General features: G+C 38.4%; 16 protein-coding genes. 8 read left to right on the top strand and 8 right to left on the bottom strand.

The features are described from left to right. Positions 1–77: 77 nt before the first annotated feature. The 7 genes from rsmG to rpmH form a co-directional block, all read right to left on the bottom strand. Positions 78–794: a 16S rRNA (guanine(527)-N(7))-methyltransferase RsmG gene (gene rsmG, locus FZF09_RS20245; protein ID WP_158738380.1), complete on the bottom strand. Its 717-nt coding sequence runs from the start codon at positions 792–794 to the stop codon at positions 78–80. Between the two features lie 127 nt (positions 795–921). Continuing rightward, positions 922–2811 carry a tRNA uridine-5-carboxymethylaminomethyl(34) synthesis enzyme MnmG gene (gene mnmG, locus FZF09_RS20240; protein WP_158738379.1) on the bottom strand — a complete coding sequence of 630 codons (1890 nt, stop codon included), beginning with the start codon at positions 2809–2811 and terminating at the stop codon, positions 922–924. Between the two features lie 30 nt (positions 2812–2841). Then, a complete protein-coding gene (gene mnmE, locus FZF09_RS20235) occupies positions 2842–4218 on the bottom strand; it encodes a tRNA uridine-5-carboxymethylaminomethyl(34) synthesis GTPase MnmE (protein ID WP_158738378.1) in 1377 nt (458 codons plus the stop codon). Positions 4219–4974: 756 nt separating this feature from the next. Further along, a complete protein-coding gene (jag, locus tag FZF09_RS20230) occupies positions 4975–5598 on the bottom strand; it encodes an RNA-binding cell elongation regulator Jag/EloR (RefSeq protein ID WP_158738377.1) in 624 nt (207 codons plus the stop codon). Continuing rightward, positions 5595–6371 (bottom strand): YidC family membrane integrase SpoIIIJ, encoded by a 777-nt coding sequence (spoIIIJ, locus tag FZF09_RS20225; protein WP_158738376.1) that lies wholly within the window; start codon positions 6369–6371, stop codon positions 5595–5597. The genes jag and spoIIIJ overlap by 4 nt, the downstream gene beginning before the upstream one ends. A 176-nt stretch (positions 6372–6547) precedes the next feature. Then, positions 6548–6901 carry a ribonuclease P protein component gene (gene rnpA, locus FZF09_RS20220; protein ID WP_158738375.1) on the bottom strand — a complete coding sequence of 118 codons (354 nt, stop codon included), beginning with the start codon at positions 6899–6901 and terminating at the stop codon, positions 6548–6550. A 92-nt stretch (positions 6902–6993) separates the two neighbouring features. Further along, a complete protein-coding gene (gene rpmH / locus FZF09_RS20215) occupies positions 6994–7131 on the bottom strand; it encodes a 50S ribosomal protein L34 (protein WP_091586336.1) in 138 nt (45 codons plus the stop codon). A gap of 663 nt (positions 7132–7794) precedes the next feature. Here rpmH and dnaA point away from each other — a divergent pair. From dnaA to gyrA, 7 genes are all read left to right on the top strand, one after another. After that, positions 7795–9147 (top strand): chromosomal replication initiator protein DnaA, encoded by a 1353-nt coding sequence (gene dnaA, locus FZF09_RS20210; protein WP_158738374.1) that lies wholly within the window; start codon positions 7795–7797, stop codon positions 9145–9147. 150 nt (positions 9148–9297) lie between these two features. Next, positions 9298–10440, top strand: coding sequence for a DNA polymerase III subunit beta (dnaN, locus tag FZF09_RS20205; RefSeq protein WP_158738373.1), 1143 nt, complete (start codon positions 9298–9300; stop codon positions 10438–10440). Positions 10441–10656: 216 nt separating this feature from the next. Continuing rightward, on the top strand, positions 10657–10881 hold the full coding sequence (gene yaaA, locus FZF09_RS20200) for a S4 domain-containing protein YaaA (RefSeq protein ID WP_158738372.1): 225 nt from the start codon (positions 10657–10659) through the stop codon (positions 10879–10881). A gap of 11 nt (positions 10882–10892) precedes the next feature. Next, a complete protein-coding gene (gene recF / locus FZF09_RS20195) occupies positions 10893–12014 on the top strand; it encodes a DNA replication/repair protein RecF (RefSeq protein ID WP_158738371.1) in 1122 nt (373 codons plus the stop codon). A gap of 18 nt (positions 12015–12032) precedes the next feature. After that, positions 12033–12317, top strand: a complete 285-nt coding sequence (remB, locus tag FZF09_RS20190) for an extracellular matrix regulator RemB (protein WP_158738370.1) — start codon at positions 12033–12035, stop codon at positions 12315–12317. Between the two features lie 333 nt (positions 12318–12650). Next, a complete protein-coding gene (gyrB, locus tag FZF09_RS20185) occupies positions 12651–14567 on the top strand; it encodes a DNA topoisomerase (ATP-hydrolyzing) subunit B (RefSeq protein ID WP_158738369.1) in 1917 nt (638 codons plus the stop codon). Between the two features lie 357 nt (positions 14568–14924). Beyond that, positions 14925–17459, top strand: coding sequence for a DNA gyrase subunit A (gene gyrA / locus FZF09_RS20180; protein WP_158738368.1), 2535 nt, complete (start codon positions 14925–14927; stop codon positions 17457–17459). A gap of 128 nt (positions 17460–17587) precedes the next feature. On the opposite strand, the gene FZF09_RS20175 is transcribed toward gyrA, so the two are convergent. Further along, positions 17588–18529 (bottom strand): YaaC family protein, encoded by a 942-nt coding sequence (locus tag FZF09_RS20175; protein ID WP_158738367.1) that lies wholly within the window; start codon positions 18527–18529, stop codon positions 17588–17590. A 414-nt stretch (positions 18530–18943) separates the two neighbouring features. On the opposite strand from FZF09_RS20175, the gene guaB reads away from it, so the two are divergent. Next, positions 18944–20401 carry an IMP dehydrogenase gene (gene guaB, locus FZF09_RS20170; protein WP_158738366.1) on the top strand — a complete coding sequence of 486 codons (1458 nt, stop codon included), beginning with the start codon at positions 18944–18946 and terminating at the stop codon, positions 20399–20401. The last annotated feature ends 176 nt before the right edge of the window (positions 20402–20577 follow it).

The following is a 20577-nucleotide window of genomic DNA, read 5'->3' as shown; positions in this document are numbered from 1 at the left end:
TTTAACCTTCGACCTTTTCTGCATATATTTTACCACGCTTGAATCCTTTGTCTACCATGTTAAGGGCAGACATAACTTTAAACCAGCGGTTTTTTTGATGGCGTTCCAGGTTTTCGAGGATAAGTTTTAGGAGTAGAATCAATTTTTTCCATCCGAAGAATATACCTTTCACTCTTTTCATTTGGAAGTTTCAACGAACAGGGATCCAGCCATTTTCCACCAAGTGTCCGACATGCTTTACCAGCTTCTTCTTTTTCCTCTAATCCAGTTGATCCTTTCATAGCCAAAAGTGTCCCGCCTCTTCTTACAAATGGGAGACAAAGTTCTGTTAGTACAGACATCTTCGCTACTGCCCGAGCAATCGCGACATCATATTTTTCACGGTGTGCAGGATTGTGTGCTAATTCTTCGGCACGTCCATGCAATAAGTCAATATTTTGCAGTTGTATTTCCCCTGCAAGCTGTTCGAGAAATCTCGTTCTTTTTTGCAATGAATCGACAATAACGACTTTAAGGTGAGGGAAACATATTTTTATTGGTATACTCGGAAAACCAGCACCTGCGCCAATGTCCACCAAGTCATTAACGTTATGGAAGTTATGGGAAAATACAGCAGTTAATGAGTCATAAAAATGTTTTTCGTACACTTCAGCTTCTTCTGTAATCCCAGTCAAATTAATCTTTTGGTTCCAATCTACCAGCATTCGGTAATACACTTCAAATTGTTTCTCCTGCTTTTCTGTCAGTTGTATTCCTTCTTTTTGCAGCCAGCTTCCAAATTGATGCTTACTCATTAAAATAAGCCACCTTTACCTGTTAAAGTATAAAAGTCTCCAAATTTCACTTAGATTTTTTTATGTAAGATAAATAACTCCAGCGCCAACCCAAACTTTAAAGTAAATAGGGGCGCTGGAGCTGCTATTACGCTTCAGCTGTTTTTGCCAATCTTCCCTGCTCCAAATATACAAGTAAAATCGAGATGTCAGATGGATTCACACCTGAAACTCTAGAAGCCTGGCCTACCGAAATAGGACGAACTTCAGCAAGTTTTTGCCTTGCTTCTGTTGCGATTCCAGAGATTTGTTCGTAATCCAGGTTTTCTGGAATTTTCTTTTTCTCCATCTTTTTCATACGCTCTACTTGTTCTAATTGTTTCGTAATATATCCTTCATATTTTGTCTGAATTTCTACCTGTTCAGCGACATCTGGAGAAACATTTTCTTCTCCTGAAGCAAACGGAATAATATCTTCATACCCAAGTTCCGGACGTTTAAGCAAATGAGCAGCTGATACTGCTTCTTTCATTGGTGAAGATTGTTTTTCCTCAAGTAATTGCTGCAATTCATCACTTGGTTTAACAATCGTTTTTTCCAATCGGGCTTTTTCTTTTGCAATAGAATCTTTTTTATTGTTGAAGCGTTCATAGCGCTCTTTTGGAATTAGACCAATACGATAACCAATATCGGTTAGACGAAGATCAGCATTATCATGACGCAATAACAGACGATATTCTGCTCTTGATGTTAGCAAACGATACGGTTCATTTGTTCCTTTTGTCACCAAGTCATCAATCAAAACGCCAATGTATGCATCTGAACGATCTAAAATAACTCCATCTTTACCTTGCGCTTTGCAAGCTGCATTTATTCCGGCCATAATGCCTTGACCCGCTGCTTCTTCATATCCGGAAGTGCCATTAATCTGTCCTGCTGTAAACAAATTTTCTACTTTTTTCGTTTCAAGAGTCGGCCAGAGCTGTGTCGGCACAATTGCATCATACTCAATTGCATAACCTGGACGCATCATTCGAACATTTTCAAGCCCAGGAATTGTTTTTAACATTTTAAATTGTACATCCTCAGGTAAGCTGGTTGAAAGTCCTTGTACATAAACCTCAGACGTATTTCTTCCTTCTGGCTCGAGGAAGATTTGATGCTTTGGTTTATCATGAAAACGTACTATTTTATCCTCAATCGATGGACAATAGCGTGGTCCTGTGCCTTCAATCATTCCACTGTACATCGGGGACCGTGTTAGATTTTCGTTAATAATAGAATGTGTTGTTTCACCTGTATACGTCAGCCAGCAAGGCAGCTGATCCGTAATATATTTTGTCGTTTCATAGGAAAAGGCACGAGGTTTGTCGTCTCCAGGCTGAATTTCAGTTTTATCATAATCAATACTGCTTCCATTTACACGTGGAGGAGTTCCTGTTTTAAATCTCACCATCTCAAAACCTAGCGACTTTAAACTATGAGAAAGGTTGACAGATGGCTGCATATTATTCGGTCCGCTTTCATACGCTAAATCTCCGAGAATAATTTTACCGCGCAAATACGTTCCTGTTGTAACGATAACCGTTTTCGCATAATAAGAGGCACCAGTATTGGTAACGACTCCCTTACAAATTCCGTCTTCGACAATGAGTTCTTCTACGAGCCCTTGACGAAGAAGAAGGTTTTCTTCCTCTTCCAATGTTTTTTTCATTTCATGTTGATATAAAAACTTATCGGCCTGAGCACGCAATGCCCGTACAGCTGGACCTTTCCCTGTATTAAGCATTCTCATTTGAATATGAGTTTTATCTATATTCTTCGCCATTTCACCGCCTAGCGCATCTATTTCACGAACGACAATACCTTTAGCCGGTCCACCAACGGAAGGGTTACATGGCATAAACGCTACGGCATCCAAGTTCAGTGTAAGCATTAAGGTCTTTGAGCCCATTCTAGCAGCAGCAAGACCAGCTTCTACCCCTGCATGACCTGCACCAATAACAATGACATCAAATTCGCCGCCTTCATAATGCATCCTTATTACCTCCTTTTAATTTTTACTTTCTTATTTTCCTAAACAAAACTGTGAAAACAGCTGGTCGATAAGGCTGTCATGAACGTTATCTCCTACAATTTCACCTAACTGCTCCCACGCTCTCGTAATATCTATCTGCACCATGTCTACCGGAACTTCCAGGTCTGCCGCTTCTAATGCTTCATCAATCGACCTTTTTGCTTGATTTAACAATCCAATATGGCGAGCATTTGAAATATAACTTAAATCCGCGGTTTCAACCCCTTCTTCAAAGAACATCCTTGAAATAGCTTGTTCTAGCTCTTCAATTCCTTCATCTTTTAATAAGGAAGCCGCAATAATCGGTCGGCCAGAAGCTAATTCTCGAACTTTTTCCACATCGATTTTTTTATCGAGGTCAGTTTTATTCATAATAACGACTGCATTTAAACCTTGAATCGCTTGAAATAGAGCTTTGTCTTCTTCTGTCAGATCTTCTGCGCTGTTAATTACTAATAAAATAAGATCTGCTTCCGTCAAAACTTGCCGGGAACGCTCGACTCCAATTTTTTCAACAATATCTTCAGTCTCGCGAATACCAGCTGTATCAATAAGTCGAAGGGGGACGCCGCGTACATTTACATACTCTTCTAGTACATCACGTGTAGTACCAGGTACATCCGTAACGATCGCTTTATTCTCATGAACAAGGCTGTTCATTAAAGACGACTTGCCAACGTTTGGACGTCCTATAATGGCAGTAGCAAGTCCTTCACGTAATATTTTACCTTGTTTGGCCGTCGCAAGAAGCTGATCTATTTCGTCCCTTACTTCTACAGCGTGTTCTTTCAACCTTTCAAGAGTGACAGATTCTGCATCATACTCTGGATAATCTATATTAACTTCCACATTTGCCACAGTTTCAAGGAGCTTCTGACGAAGACGTCTCACTTTATCAGATAAGCGTCCATTTACTTGTTTTAAGGCAACATTCATGGCCCGATCCGTCTTGGCGCGGATAAGATCCATCACTCCTTCTGCTTGAGAAAGATCAATACGGCCATTTAAAAACGCACGTTTTGTGAATTCGCCTGGTTCAGCTAATCTTGCTCCATAACTTAGAACCAAATCGAGCACTTTATTTACAGATACTAGTCCGCCATGACAATTTATTTCAACGACATCTTCTCTTGTAAATGTCTTAGGGGCCCGAAGGACGGATACCATCACTTCTTCTACTGCCTCCTCGATTTTAGGGTCAAATAGATGTCCGTAATGAATAGTGTGAGTCTGTGCTTCTATTAATCGGCTCTTTCCTTTATATAATTTATCTGCAATCGACAAAGCATCCTCTCCGCTTAATCGTACAATAGCGATAGCTCCTTCTCCAGATGGTGTTGAAATGGCAGCGATCGTATCAAATTCCATCCTTCTTCACCTCCTTTAATTTTATTCTTTAGGAATGTTTAACTTTGTTTAAGGATCAAAGTATAAGGAAAACTACGTCATCCGCCATTTAGACTTGGCGGCAACACGAGTTTTTCTAATCGCAAAACAGTATATGAACCCCACTTTTATCCTTGAATGCGGCACTATGCAATCTATCTTAATAATATATATTTAACAGTATGAACAACATTGGAATAATTTTATAATACAAAGGGATCTAATATATCCCCAACTTAATAGAATACCATATCGCAGTCATTTGAAAAAGACAAATAATATCCACATGTGGATAATTTATTTTATAGCTTTTTACCGCTTTTATCAACAGTGAGAAGAAAAAAAGAAGCACTTTAGAAAAACAAGCTCTCCACTCAGCCCGTGACAGGTTCTGCAAATCATAGGATGTTTCATTAGAGCACTCCTTTAGCAAATTTAAATTTTCTAAGAAAAGCACAAACGCTTTAAAAGAAGGAAGTTCGGCTACGAGCGTCACGTCCTGTGACAACGCTGAACGGGCTTGCACTGGAGGTGTTGCCTTTTGCGTTGCGACAGGACGTTCGCGGTTTTAGCAAAAGTTCCTCTTTATCGTGTGCGCCTGAGCGGCTGGGCGCTGAAGCTAGACCAAATATTTATAATTTCTTACCTTCCAATAAAAAAAGCATTCGCACTGGTATTAACCAGATGACGAATGCTTTTATACATGTTTTTTCAGTAAAATTCGGGAAAATAATGCAACTAAGAAAGAGGAGTTATAACTACATGCCGACGAGGTTCTTTACCATCTGAGTGAGTCTCTACTCCTTCTTTTTCTTGAAGAGCAGCATGAATGATTTTCCGCTCTCTGGCATTCATTGGTTCAAGTACTACTTTTTCACCAGTTCTAAAAGCTTTTGCAGCCAGACGTTCCGCAAGCTGCTCAAGCGCTTCCTGCCTTCGTTCTCTGTAGTTTTCTGCGTCTAATACAATTCGCGCATACCGATCAGCATGTCGATTTGCTACTAAATTTACTAAATATTGAAGAGAATCCAATGTTTTCCCGCGCTTTCCAATCATGACTCCAAGATCTTCTCCTATTAAGGAAAGTTCTGTTTCCCGGCCGCGTTTTTTCACTTCCACATTTACATTTACCTGCATATCTTGGATGACTTTTTGGAGAAACTGTACCGATTCATCAATCGGGTCGGGTTTTAACGACGCTTCTAATACTGCTGGTTTCGTTCCGATCAAACCTAAAAAGCCTTTAGAAGGTTCCTCAATCACTTTATAATCAATTTCCTCTTTATTAGCTGCTTCAAGCTGTTCTAACGCCTCATTTAATGCTTCCTCTATTGTTTTTCCCGAAACTTTTACTGTTTTCACTTTTTCTTCGCTCCCCCCGCTTTAGCTTCTGCTTTTTCATCTGCTCGTTTTCTTGCCCCAGGTCCAGTAATAAAGTAGGTTTGAGCAATCATAAACAGGTTACCAATTACCCAATACAATGCCAGGGCAGAAGGGAAAAAGAAAGCAAATCCGGTAATCATAAAGGGCATCATATACATGAGAATTTTCATTTGGGGATTATCTGTAACCATCATCATTTTTTGTTGAATAAACGTGGTCACCCCGGCAATTAATGGAAGAACATAATCCGGCTGCCCTAATTCAAACCATAAGAAAACGTGTCCTTCTATTTCCCTTGTCCGCATAATTGCGTGATAAAAAGCAATTAATATCGGCATTTGTATGAATATAGGAAAACATCCAGCTAACGGATTAATATTTTGTTCCTGGAACAGCTTCATTGTTTCCTGCTGCAGTTTTTGCTGTGTCTGCTGATCCTTTGCACTGTATTTTTCTCTTAACTTCTGCATTTCAGGCTGAAGTTCCTGCATAGCACGGGCACTTTTTGTCTGTTTAATCATTAATGGCAAAATGATAATTCGCAATATTATAGTAACAACAACAATAGAAAGTCCATAATTTTCTCCAGCTGATTCTGCTACTGTGACAATCAACCAGTGTAGAGGATAAACAAAAAACGAATTCCAAATTCCTTCACTATCCTCAGTTATCGGGTCGTCAATATCCAGACAGCCCGTCAATAACGTCATTAGCAAAATCACCATTACTGTCAGACCTATTTTCTTGTACACAAGAGTTTCCTCCTTGGTAATATTAGCAACCGAAAAAAGCGCATGACAGCGCTGACATTGGTTACACAAATTTACGTTGAACACATTACATTTTAGCGGAGAATAGACAAGAAATAAAGAAAACAATTGTAATTCTGCATAAGAAAAAAGCGTTGAAAAGTCCAATCGTGATTTTTTTACTTTTTATATCGTTTATTCATTACACCAGCTACACCCATCACGTGCCTGAGACTTTTTTTAATTTCTTCATAGGACATATCAATAACTGGTTTTCTTGCAATAATAATATAGTCTTTTTCCCCTTTTAATTGATCTCCTATTTCTCTCAACGCTTCTCTTAAAAGTCGTTTAATTCGATTTCTCGTTACAGCATTCCCCATCTTCTTACTAACAGTCAATCCCGCTCTAAAATGAGGCTGATCCTCTTTATTTAGCACATAAACGACAAATTGACGGTTCGCAAAAGAGGTGCCTTTTTCAAAAACACGACTGAATTCATGGTTTTTTTTAATTCTATACCCCTTTTTCAATCTTCTTGCCCCTCCGTTAAACCATTTTCAACAGAATCTTTTATGTAAACCGCTCTAATAGTGGAAAAAAGACCACTGTAAAATCAGTGGTCTTAAGCGGATAATACTTTTCTTCCTTTACGGCGGCGGTTCTTAAGAACATGACGACCATTTTTTGTACTCATACGTGCGCGAAAGCCATGAACTTTTTTACGCTTACGATTATTAGGCTTAAAAGTTGGTTTACCCATTTTATTTTGCACCTCCCTGAGGACTTTCAACTATTTATGACATTCCCGTAAATTATATAGATGATTACTTCTTATTGTCAAGGTTCCTTTAAAAATGAAATCAATACTACGAGTTTCACTCTAACTCATCATTCTCCTCTAATACGCTTGTGGATAAATATTAACACCCGAACAGTCATTTTTCGACACGATTATCTACAACTTACACACATAATATAGTGGTGTGGACAAAACTAATACACAAGTTATTGATTATGTGGATAACCTGTCCAAATGCCGTTGTCACTAGATTTTATTTTTGGTATGATGTATTTGTTTTTATTCTGGATAACTAATTACTGCTTATTGCTTTTCCACAGCTGTTAATAACTATGTGGATAATTTTCCACACCCTTTGGACTAGTTTATCCACACTTTTGTTAATAATGTGCATACTTCGAATTTCTACTATATTATAATTAATTAGATAGTTATGCAGGATGCTGGGGATAAGTATGAAGTGTTCCCCTCGTATTTTCCTAACAGTGTCAAACATTTACTTAACTCGTAAATAGCTCACGAAGGCTTCCTTCTTCCCATCTAGAAAGAATTGGAGGCCTTTCTTGCCCTTTAAGAGAAATAGGGGATCGGATTACAAATATAAAGTAAAGGAGGGTGCCGTTTATGGAGAATATTAAAGATTTATGGGATCAAACGTTAGAAGTTATTAGAAAAAAAGTTAGTAAACCTAGTTTTGAAACGTGGTTGAAATCAACAAAAGCTTCAGAACTTCACGAAGATACCATAATCATTACAGCTCCTAATGAGTTTGCAAGAGATTGGCTGGAAAACCGGTATTCCGGTCTAATTTCGGATACGTTGCAAGATATAACCGGAGCTGAATTACAAGTAAAATTTATTATCCCTGACACTGGGGAAGAAAACGACATTTCCATAGAGCAAGAAGTAAAAAAAATGCCGGCTGGATCCGATCCTCAAACAGATGAAGTTCCAAAAAGCATGCTCAATGATAAATATACTTTTAATACGTTTGTTATTGGTTCAGGAAACCGTTTTGCTCACGCAGCATCGCTTGCCGTTGCAGAAGCACCAGCTAAAGCGTATAATCCTCTATTTATTTATGGAGGGGTAGGACTAGGAAAGACTCACTTAATGCACGCTATCGGTCATTATGTAATAGATCATAACCCCGAAGCCCGTGTCGTTTACCTATCTTCAGAGAAATTTACAAATGAATTCATTAATTCTATTAGAGATAATAAAGCTGTAAATTTTCGAAATAAATATCGCAGTGTTGATGTGCTTTTGATAGATGATATTCAATTTTTAGCTGGAAAAGAACAAACACAAGAAGAATTTTTCCACACATTTAATGCTCTGCACGAAGAAAGTAAGCAGATTGTCATCTCAAGTGACAGGCCGCCAAAAGAAATACCAACATTAGAAGATAGACTGCGTTCTCGTTTTGAATGGGGATTAATTACAGATATTACTCCTCCAGATTTAGAAACAAGGATTGCTATATTACGGAAAAAAGCAAAAGCAGAAAAACTTGATATCCCAAATGAAGTGATGCTTTATATTGCAAATCAAATTGATACGAACATCAGGGAGCTAGAAGGAGCATTAATCAGGGTGGTAGCTTATTCGTCTCTTATTAATCAGGATATGAACGCTGACCTTGCCGCTGAAGCATTAAAAGATATTATTCCTAGTTCCAAACCAAAAAAAATTACCATCCCAGATATCCAGGAAACAGTGGCACAGCAATTCACCATACAAGTTCAAGAACTAAAAGCAAAAAAACGGACCAAGACGATTGCTTTTCCTCGTCAAATCGCTATGTATTTATCAAGAGAGATGACAGAATCATCTTTGCCGAAAATTGGTGAGGAATTTGGCGGACGCGATCATACCACTGTTATTCATGCTCATGAAAAAATATCAAAATTGCTGCAGGCTGATACTGAACTGCAAAAACGTCTGCAGGAAATTATCGACAAGTTAAAAACATGATGTGTAAAAGTATCCATAATTGTACACAGTTTATCCACATGTGAATAAGTCTGCGGGACAGCATATATTGTCGATTATCCACATAGTGCACAACCTCTATTACTATTACGGCTATTATTTATTAAATATATATATAAAGGGAGATGTAGTATGCATTTTGTCATTCAGCGTGAACATTTTGTTCATAGTGTACAGCACGTTAATAAAGCTGTATCTTCCAGAACAACCATTCCAATCCTGACAGGAATAAAAATAGAAGCTTCATCAGAAGGAGTGACACTGACAGGAAGTGACTCAGATATATCTATTGAATCTTTTATCCCGTCTGCTGATGAAGAAAGAGAATATGTAGAAATAAAAAAAGAAGGCAGTATTGTTTTACAAGCTCGATTTTTTGCTGATATTGTTAAAAAGCTGCCTGGCAATGAAATTGAAATCATTGTTCAAGATCAATTTGCTACCACATTGCGTTCTGGCAGTGTTGTATTTAATTTAAATGGATTAGACCCAGAAGAATATCCACATCTTCCTAAGTTAGATGAAAACCGAACGTTCAGTCTGCCGCAAAATTTATTAAAAGATATGATTAAACAAACGGTATTTGCAGTGTCCACTCAGGAAACACGTCCAGTGTTGACAGGTGTAAACCTTGAAGGAGAAAACGGACAACTAACCTGTACTGCAACAGACAGTCACCGTTTAGCTATGCGAAAAGCTTTCATGGAAACAAATTCGGAAGATCTGGAACTTTCTAATATAGTGATTCCTGGAAAAAGTTTAAATGAGTTAAGCAAAATTTTAGAAGACACAGATGAACTGATAGAAGTTGTTGTAACAGACAGCCAGGTACTGTTTAAATTTAAATACTTGCTTTTCTTTTCCAGATTGCTAGATGGAAAATATCCACTAACTAAAAATATGATTCCAGAGCAATCTAAAACTCAAATGGAAATCCCTGCAAAAGAGTTGCTGCAATCTCTTGAAAGAGCATTGCTCCTTTCAAAAGAAGCGAAAAACAATGTCATTAACCTGAAAACATTAGAGGGAGAAGTGTTAGAAATCACGTCGATTTCATCAGAGGTAGGAAAAGTAACCGAAAAAATAAACTGCCGCCGTCTAGAAGGTGAAGAATTACGTATATCTTTTAACGGTAAAAACATTATAGACGCATTAAAAGTTATCGACAGCGAAATGGTTCACATTATGTTCACCGGGGCGATGAGTCCATTTATTCTTCGTCCGACAGATCACGATCAAATGCTTCACTTGTTTTCACCCGTCCGCACCTATTAAATTTAAGCAGTCCCTGGGATTTCCTGGGGACTTTCTTACTCTGTTAACAGGAATTTGATGGTACTTCACGTTTTCTTCTTTGTTCCTATTGGCGTTAGGCTTATATTTTAGTAAAATATATAATGTATTCATGTGTCGTTCGAATGGTATTAATTATTTTAAAAATGAGGAACGGAAATGAACGTCGATGTAGTAAGCAAGCACAGGAGGGTTAACATGAGTCAATCAATTGAGATAGAAACGGAGTATATTACACTAGGACAGTTTCTAAAAGAAGCAGGTGTTATTGACACTGGCGGTATGGCGAAATGGTTTTTGTCAGAGCATGAAGTCCTTGTAAATCAAGAAGTGGAACAGCGGCGCGGAAAAAAGCTGTACAGCGGTGATGAAATTAAAGTTGAAGGAGCCGGCACTTTCGTGGTTTCTTCTACTCAAAAGTAAGAGGGATTTTCTTGCATATTAATTCACTCTACCTTAAACAATTTCGCAATTACAGTCATATTGAACTAAATGCAGAGAACAAAGTTAATGTCATTCTTGGAGAAAACGCTCAAGGCAAAACAAATCTAATGGAAGCTATCTATGTGCTTGCTTTTGCTAAATCACATCGAACGTCCAAAGATAAAGAATTAATTCAGTGGAATGAAGATTTTGCTCGTTTAGAAGCAGATCTTTCCCGTAAAAATAGTTCTCTTTCCCTAGAAGTCATTGTTTCTTCTAAAGGGAAAAAAACAAGGGTTAACGGACTTGAACAAAGAAAATTGAGCGAATTTGTTGGTTCTTGTAATGTGGTAATGTTTGCTCCTGAGGATCTAAGTCTTGTGAAAGGCGGACCGCGTATGCGGCGCCGTTTTATTGACATGGAATTAGGCCAGATTAGTGCTGTATACCTTCATGACCTTACCATTTACCAGCGTATCTTAAAACAAAGAAATCAGCTGCTTAAAAGTATGTTTCCTGTTCCTGACCAAGAACAGGAAGTTATGCTCGATGTTTTGACAGATCAACTGTCTCAAGCTGCAGCTAAAGTGATAAAGAAAAGATTCTCTTTTCTGGAAATGCTCCAAACCTGGGCTAAAGACATCCATTCACAAATTACAAGAGAAAAAGAAAACCTCATTCTCACGTATGTTCCTGCCGCACAGGTATCAGAAGACATGGATTTGTCGAAGATAGAAGAGAGAGTTCAATATAAATTAAAAGAGGATAAACAAAATGAAATTCGTCGAGGAATGACGTTGAGCGGACCTCATAGAGACGAATTATCACTTTTGATTAACAATAAAGAAGTGCAGATTTTTGGTTCTCAAGGACAACAGCGAACAGCAGCGCTATCTTTGAAACTTGCAGAGATCGAACTAATACACGATAACATCGGGGAATACCCGATTTTATTATTGGATGACGTACTTTCTGAATTAGATCATTATAGACAGTCTCATTTACTAAACACTATACAAGGGAAAGTCCAAACATTTGTAACTACGACCAGCGTAGATGGAATAGAACACGAAACATTAAAACAAGCCTCCACGTTTTATGCTGAGGCAGGCACAGTGAAACAAATGAAATAATGAAATGAGGTGGAATCAATGTTTATTCATTTAGGCGGAGATACGGTTATACGTTCTAAAGATGTTGTAGCTATTCTAGATCAAGATACACATGACTCTTCAAGTATCACCAAACAATTTCTATCTTCGCATGAAAACCGGGATGTAATAGAAATTTCAAAAGAGCTTACAAAGTCCGTAGTTGTGACGATCGACAGAGTATATTTATCTCCCATTTCTTCTTTAACATTAAGACGTCGTGCTCAAGTGGTTTCAGAGTTTGAAGATTATAGTGAAGATGTTGGGGAAAGTTCTCAGTCTTAACGATGCTTTAAGATATTGAATGAAGAAATGAAAACTTGGTGTCTGCTCTTCTAGAGAAACTTTGCTTATCGGTAAGTCAATGGCGAAAGCGTTAATTATTACTTTTATTTTATTCTAGAAAAGGCAGCATCTATAGATTGGCCAAAGAGCCTATTAAAATGTAGATTCGGCGAAAGGCCTAAGTCTTTCCAATACTGATAGGAAATTTTTAAATAAAACCGGTAAAGAATACAAGACAAACTACTTTCGCCTGATGACTCGGCGAAACATCAGTTTGCCTAATAGTTTTGCTTATGTTCAAACGAACATGTAGGGAAGTGAAGGTGAATAGAATTGTCAATAGAACAGCATTCATACGATGAAAGCCAAATCCAAGTACTTGAAGGGTTAGAAGCAGTGCGCAAAAGACCGGGAATGTATATCGGTTCAACAAGCGGACGGGGCCTTCATCATTTGGTTTGGGAAATCGTAGACAATAGCATTGACGAGGCCATGGGCGGTTATTGCGATTATATTTATATTACAGTTGAAAAAGATAACAGCATTACGGTTCAAGATAATGGCCGCGGCATCCCTGTCGGTATGCACGAGAAAATGGGAAGACCAGCTTTAGAGGTTATTATGACCGTATTACATGCTGGCGGTAAATTTGGCGGCGGAGGCTACAAAGTTTCCGGTGGTCTTCATGGTGTAGGGGCTTCTGTAGTTAACGCTCTATCACAAATGTTAGAAGTAGAAGTGCATAGAGATGGAGAAGTGTATTATCAGAATTATAAACGAGGAGTTCCACAGCAAGATCTCCAAGTTATCGGGAAAACAGAAAAACACGGAACAAAGATTCATTTCAAGCCAGACACCGAGATTTTTAAGGAAACAGGTGAATTTGATTACGATATACTTGCCACTCGTCTAAGAGAACTTGCTTTCTTAAATAAGGGATTACACATTATATTTGAAGATAAACGTGATGAAGAAGTAGAGCCAGTTGAATATTATTACGAAGGCGGTATTGCTTCTTTTGTTGAGTATTTGAATCGTCAAAAAGAAGCTCTTCACGAGCCGCCGATATTTATTGAAAGCGAAAAAGATGAAATTCAAGTAGAAATAGCGGTGCAATACAATTCCAGTTATACGAGCAATATTTACTCCTTTGCTAATAATATTAATACGCATGAAGGCGGAACCCATGAATCTGGTTTTAAGACCGGGTTAACACGTGCTATTAATGATTACGCGAGAAAGCACAATTTATTCAAAGAAAATGATCCTAATTTAGTTGGAGATGACGTACGTGAAGGCTTAACCGCTATTATTTCTGTAAAAATTCCGGATCCGCAATTTGAGGGGCAGACTAAAACGAAACTTGGAAATAGTGAGGCTAGAACAATAACAGACTCTTTATTCAGTGAGAACTTTTCAAGGTTTTTAGCAGAAAACCCTGATACGGCTAAAAATATTGTTGAAAAAGGGCTCATGGCTTCACGAGCGAGAGAAGCGGCAAAGAAAGCAAGAGAACTTACTCGCCGGAAAAATGCATTAGAGGTTAGTTCGCTGCCAGGGAAGCTAGCGGATTGTTCTTCACGAGATGCTTCTATTAGTGAAATATATATTGTGGAGGGAGATTCTGCTGGAGGATCTGCTAAACAGGGAAGAGATCGGCACTTCCAAGCTATACTGCCGCTTAGAGGAAAAATTATCAATGTCGAAAAAGCAAGGTTGGATAAAATTCTTGCTAACAACGAAATTCGTTCCATTATTACCGCTTTAGGGTCGGGTATTGGAGATGAATTTGATATAGCTAAAGCAAGGTACCATAAAATTATTATTATGACCGACGCAGATGTAGACGGGGCTCATATCCGCACATTGATTTTGACCTTCTTCTATCGGTATATGCGTCCATTGATCGAAAAAGGATATATTTATATTGCCCAGCCTCCTTTATATAAAATTCAGCAAGGCAAGTCGGTGCGTTATGCATATGTAGAAAAGGATCTAGAAAAGGTTCTTGCAGAACTTCCTTCTCAGCCAAAACCCGGCTATCAAAGATATAAAGGGCTTGGAGAAATGAACCCTTCGCAGCTTTGGGAAACAACGATGAACCCGGAGACACGATCTGTCCTGCAGGTGACACTTGAAGATGCGATGAAAGCTGATGAGATCTTTGAAACGTTAATGGGAGACCGTGTAGAACCACGAAGAGACTTTATTCAAGAAAATGCTCATTACGTTAAGAATTTAGATGTTTAAGCAAGCAGGCGCCTGTAATAGCCATTCAGGGCGCTTGTCCTTTGTGCTTAAGAGGTATTGAAATGTAGAATACAGCGCGAGCCCCGGTCGTTTAGAGGCCGACAAGTGTATGGTGAATGATCAGCATCGAATGTTATTTTTTTAGGGCTCTTGCGCTTTTCTTAAATGATAAGAAAGTATAAATATTTGGCGTTTTACATGTCTAGCTCCAGCGCCTACTCGCTCGAGATTCCTTCGGTCCGTCAATCGAAAGCAAATATCAGCTTTCCATATGTCGCTCCTCCAGGACTTGTCGCTCGTTAGCAAGGCGCTTGCACTTTTCTTATCACAGCTCCAAAATTTTGGGAGGTTGCAGGAATGGCAGAGAACGAATCAAGAGTAACAGAAATAAATATTGGCCAGGAAATGCGGACATCTTTTTTAGACTATGCTATGAGCGTTATTGTCAGCCGCGCACTTCCGGATGTAAGAGATGGCCTTAAACCTGTCCACCGCCGCATATTATATGCAATGAATGAACTAGGTATGACACCGGATAAGCCATATAGAAAATCAGCTCGTATTGTCGGTGACGTGATTGGTAAGTATCACCCTCATGGTGATTCTGCTGTGTATGAAACGATGGTCAGAATGGCCCAAGATTTTAGTTATCGAAATATGTTAGTTGATGGCCACGGGAATTTTGGTTCAGTTGATGGTGATGCAGCTGCAGCAATGCGTTATACGGAAGCGAAAATGGCCAAAATTTCAATGGAAATGGTACGCGACATTAATAAAGACACGATTGACTATCAAGACAACTATGACGGAAATGAAAAAGAACCGATAGTCCTTCCAGCCAGGTTTCCTAATTTACTTGTTAATGGTGCAGCAGGAATTGCTGTTGGAATGGCTACTAATATTCCCCCGCACCAGCTTGGTGAAGTGATTGATGGAGTGCTGGCACTCAGTAAAAATCCTGATATTACTGTACCTGAATTAATGGAATATATTCCTGGGCCTGATTTTCCAACCGGTGCTTCCATTCTTGGACGCTCTGGTATTAAAAAGGCTTATCAAACAGGCAGAGGCTCGATTATTATTCGAGCAAACGCTTATATTGACGAACAGAAGAGTGGTAAGCAATCAATTATTGTGGATGAATTACCGTACCAAGTCAATAAAGCGCGATTAATAGAAAAAATTGCTGAACTAGTAAGAGATAAAAAAATTGAAGGTATCACGGATTTGCGTGATGAATCGGACAGAAATGGAATGCGGATCGTTATTGAAGTCCGAAAAGACGCCAATGCAAATGTATTGTTGAATAATTTGTATAAGCAAACGGCCCTTCAAACAAGCTTCGGAATTAATATGCTTGCATTAGTAGACGGCCGTCCGCAAGTATTGAACCTAAAAGAGTGTTTGAGTTACTATCTTGAACACCAAAAAGAGGTAATTAAGCGCCGCACTGCTTTTGAATTAAGAAAAGCAGAAGCAAGAGCCCATATTTTAGAAGGTTTACGAGTAGCTTTAGATCACTTGGATGAAGTAATTGAACTAATCCGCAGCTCGGAAACGACAGACATTGCACGAAACGGATTAATGGAGAAATTTTCTCTCAGTCACGATCAGGCCCAGGCTATTTTAGACATGCGTCTGCAGCGTTTGACAGGTTTAGAGAGAGATAAAATTGAACAAGAATACAAAGATCTTTTGGAAAAAATTAAAGAATTAAAAGCTATTTTAGCAAGTGAAGAACGTGTACTCGAAATTATTCGAGAAGAAATAACTGATTTAAGAGAAAGGTTCAATGACGAACGCAGAACTGTTATTACCGCAGGGGAAAACCAAATTGAGGATGAGGACTTAATTCCTCGTCAAAATGTTGTTATTACCATTTCTCACCATGGTTATTTAAAGCGTATGCCTATTGATACGTATCGCAGTCAAAGACGCGGCGGCCGCGGTATTCAAGGAATGGGAACAAACGACGATGATTTTGTCGAACATTTATTTACAACAAGTTCTCATCAAACGATTCTCTTTTTCACTAATAAGGGGAAAGTGTATCGGTTGAAAGGATATGAAATTCCCGAATTAAAACGAACTGCTAAAGGGATTCCGATTATCAATCTCTTACAAATAGATAAAGATGAAGAAATTAGCACAGTGATTCCGGTTGAAGAGTACTCCGATGAAGCGTATCTCTTTTTCTTAACAAAAAAAGGGATCGCTAAACGAACGGCACTTTCCGCTTTTTCGAACATCCGCAAAGGCGGTTTATTTGCAATCAATGTCAGAGAGAACGATGAGCTTCACGGAGTCCGATTGACGAAGGGAAATGAAAACCTCATTATCGGGACAAAACACGGTATGGCTATCCATTTCCATGAAAAAGACGTGAGGTTCATGGGGCGCACGGCAACTGGTGTTAAAGCTATTTCCTTAGTTGGAGATGATGAAGTAGTTGGGATGGATATTTCTTCTGAAGATAAAGATGTTTTAATGGTTACAAACAAAGGATATGGAAAACGAACCCCGGTCGATGAATTCAAGATACAAAATCGTGGCGGAAAAGGTCTTAAAGCCTGTAATTTGACAGAACGTAACGGTGATCTTGTTTCCATGAGATGTATATCAGAAGATCATGATATTATGGTTATGACTATTCATGGTGTTTTAATACGTATGGAAACCCAAGAAATTTCTCGACTTGGCCGTTATGCACAAGGAGTCAAATTAATCCGTCTCGCTGATGGCGAAGAAGTCTCTACCGTGGCACCAGTTGAAACTCCCGAAGAGGAACCAACCGAATCAAGCGAACCAAGCAGTCAAGAAACATTAGAAAATGAAAAAGAGGAAGAATCGACAACTACTTCTACAGATGAAACGAGTGATTCTGACGAATAAGACCAACCTTCGGCATATAGCCGAGGGTTTTTTTACGTTTTTAATAAAAGTTACAGGTAAGCAAAACGGTAGTATTTAAGTCAACATATGTTTCCAACATGATTACGTAGCTTTACTTATCCTTTTTGCTAGACAAAGAAAGATTGGAAAAGAGAAGGAACTTTTTCACCAGCAATGGTTAAATATGTTTTGATCATGGGGAAATCCTCTGAAAATTGTTGTGAAATCACCTCTCCCCACCATTCTCCTTCATATCTGCAAATCATACTTAAGTTATATAACAGTAAGTAATGTAAGCACAACTCAGGTAGACAGCAGTATTTAGATGGAAATGAAGGTGGCAGGTAGAGTTGATTATTGTGCTTTAAAAGTAGAGATTTTTGATCATTGGTGATTGATTTCACTTTAAAAGTAATAGATGAATCACTTATGTTAGTGACATGGTCAGTAGATATGTTTATGTTTTCAAGCGCTTTAGAAAATAGTTCAGCGTCTTCTCTTTGAATTTGTTTGCTTGTTTGTATAGTGAAAAATGAATCTTCTATATACACTTTATACAAATCCTCTGTTCCCCTCACTTTAAAATAGAGGGAGGCCATGCCATCAATGAGCAAAAGCAATTCATTCATTTTCCATTTTTCTCCTGGTAAATGTTCCACGTGAAACAGATAATTTGAAAAATGAGGGAAAAAACCTCTTTTTTGAATCTTGATTTCATCTTCCAAAAAGGTATACCCTTTCTTTTTTCTTTTTCTTGCCGTAACTCCATGCGCTAAAACTTCAACGGAAGCAGGATAACGTGGGTCTTCTATTAAAACAAGACCTTTTAACAAGTGGGTAAGTCCATAAAAAAGAAGCAGAGGTTTTATCAATAAAGAAGAATTGATACCTTCCATCCAATAATTTCTTCCAATTAGCCATTCATAATGAAAAACAGAGGTATTTTGGTAGCTCCAAGTATAGGCCTCCTCTTTAAAAGCAGGCCGAAGCTGATAGCTTTGTAATAGCCAGCGGCGCAGTACTTCTTGTGATTCGAAAGGAGAGTAATAAGAAAAAAAATCTGTATGCATAGTTGTGTCGAATCCTCCTTTTATTGGCAAGTCTCTCCTTCCCAAGTATGATTATATTACAACATTCAAATAATTATTGATTGCGTTTTCATTCCTGTTATGATAATTGTTATGTTCCTTAGGAAGTGTTTTTAGTCTCATCGATCTCAGTTAGAGATTCTTTTCAGTTGATTTGTCGGAATGTTTAAACTTATTTCTTTTACTCGTGCCGTTCCAAAAAAAATGATAAGATATTAGAAAATATCAGGAATAAAGACACACTAATTGTTTAAATTAAAAATCTTAAATAGTCATCATTTATTTTAGTTTGAACAACAGTTGAGTTAATTATGACGGGTGGTTTTCTAGAAAAAAGCACTTAGTCACGTCCACTAATTTTGTCTAAGAAAACATAAAAGAAAGGATGAAATAACTGTGAGAGAAGACAAGTTTACTAAAGAAGGCTTGACATTTGATGATGTGCTGTTGGTTCCGGACCGCTCAGATATTCACCCGCGTGACGTATCCGTGAAAACCTCTCTTTCTGAGAAATTAAATTTGAATATCCCTATTATTAGTGCCGGAATGGATACCGTTACTGAAGCTTCACTAGCTATAGCGATTGCTCGAGAAGGCGGATTGGGAATTATTCATAAAAATATGTCCATTGAAGAGCAAGCTGAGATGGTAGATCAGGTAAAACGTTCAGAAAGCGGTGTAATTACAGATCCTTTCTTTTTAACACCAGAGCGACAAGTGTTTGATGCAGAACATTTAATGGGTAAATACCGTATTTCAGGGGTGCCTATTGTCAATGAAGATCAAAAACTAGTTGGTATTTTGACAAATCGAGACTTGCGTTTTATTGAAGATTATTCCATTAAAATAGAAGATGTCATGACAAGTTCCAATCTTGTCACAGCACCTGTTGGAACCACTTTAGAGGAAGCAGAAAAAATTCTTCAGGAACATAAAATAGAGAAACTTCCTCTTGTAGAAAAAGACCAAACGTTAAAAGGTCTTATTACCATTAAAGATATTGAAAAAGTTATTGAATTTCCTCATTCGGCAAAAGATGATCATGGCCGTTTATTAGCAGGGGCAGCGGTAGGCGTAACAAATGATGCATTAAAGCGTGTGGACGCTCTAGTTAATGCAGAAGTTGATGTCATCGTTATTGATACAGCACACGGTCATTCGCAAGGCGTTTTAAATAAAGTGAAAGAAATTAGAGAAGCACATCCCAGCTTAACCATTATTGCAGGAAATGTAGCTACTGCAGAAGGGACAAGAGACCTTATTGAAGCAGGTGTTGATGTGGTGAAAGTAGGAATCGGTCCAGGTTCGATTTGTACTACACGTGTTGTAGCAGGTGTAGGAGTGCCGCAGATCACTGCTGTATATGATTGCGCTCGTGAAGCAAGTAAATATGATACGCCAATCATCGCGGATGGCGGTATTAAATACTCCGGTGATATTGTTAAAGCATTGGCAGCGGGAGGCCATGCAGTGATGCTTGGCAGTATACTAGCTGGTGTGACGGAAAGCCCAGGGGAAACAGAAATTTATCAAGGCAGACAGTTTAAAGTGTATCGCGGTATGGGTTCTATGGGAGCGATGGAACAAGGAAGCAAAGACCGCTATTTCCAAGAGAATAATCAAAAATTAGTGCCTGAGGGTATTGAAGGAAGAATCCCTTATAAAGGACCATTGTCTGATACCTTGCACCAATTAATTGGGGGTATCCGTGCAGGTATGGGTTACTGCGGAACGGAAACCCTGCAAGACCTCAGAGAAAATGCTCGTTTTACCCGCATTACCAATGCCGGTTTAAGGGAAAGTCACCCCCACGATGTTCAAATAACTAAGGAAGCTCCTAACTATAACTTATAAGACCAGCCTATAATTAGTTACTGTCTCAAAAAGATATTTCTGAATAAAGAAGGTTGTTGTCTTTCTTTTAAGAGAGACAACACCTCAGAAATATCTTCTTTTGAGGCAGTTTTTTTCTTTCCCGGGAAATATTGGTGGAGACAGGAAATAGGTCTCATGTCTATCTATTTTTTTAC

The organism is Alteribacillus sp. YIM 98480, from assembly GCF_009765375.1.
GTDB lineage: Bacteria > Bacillota > Bacilli > Bacillales > Marinococcaceae > Alteribacillus.
Note: the sequence above shows the minus strand (reverse complement) of the source record. Positions and strands in the feature narration are given on the sequence as shown.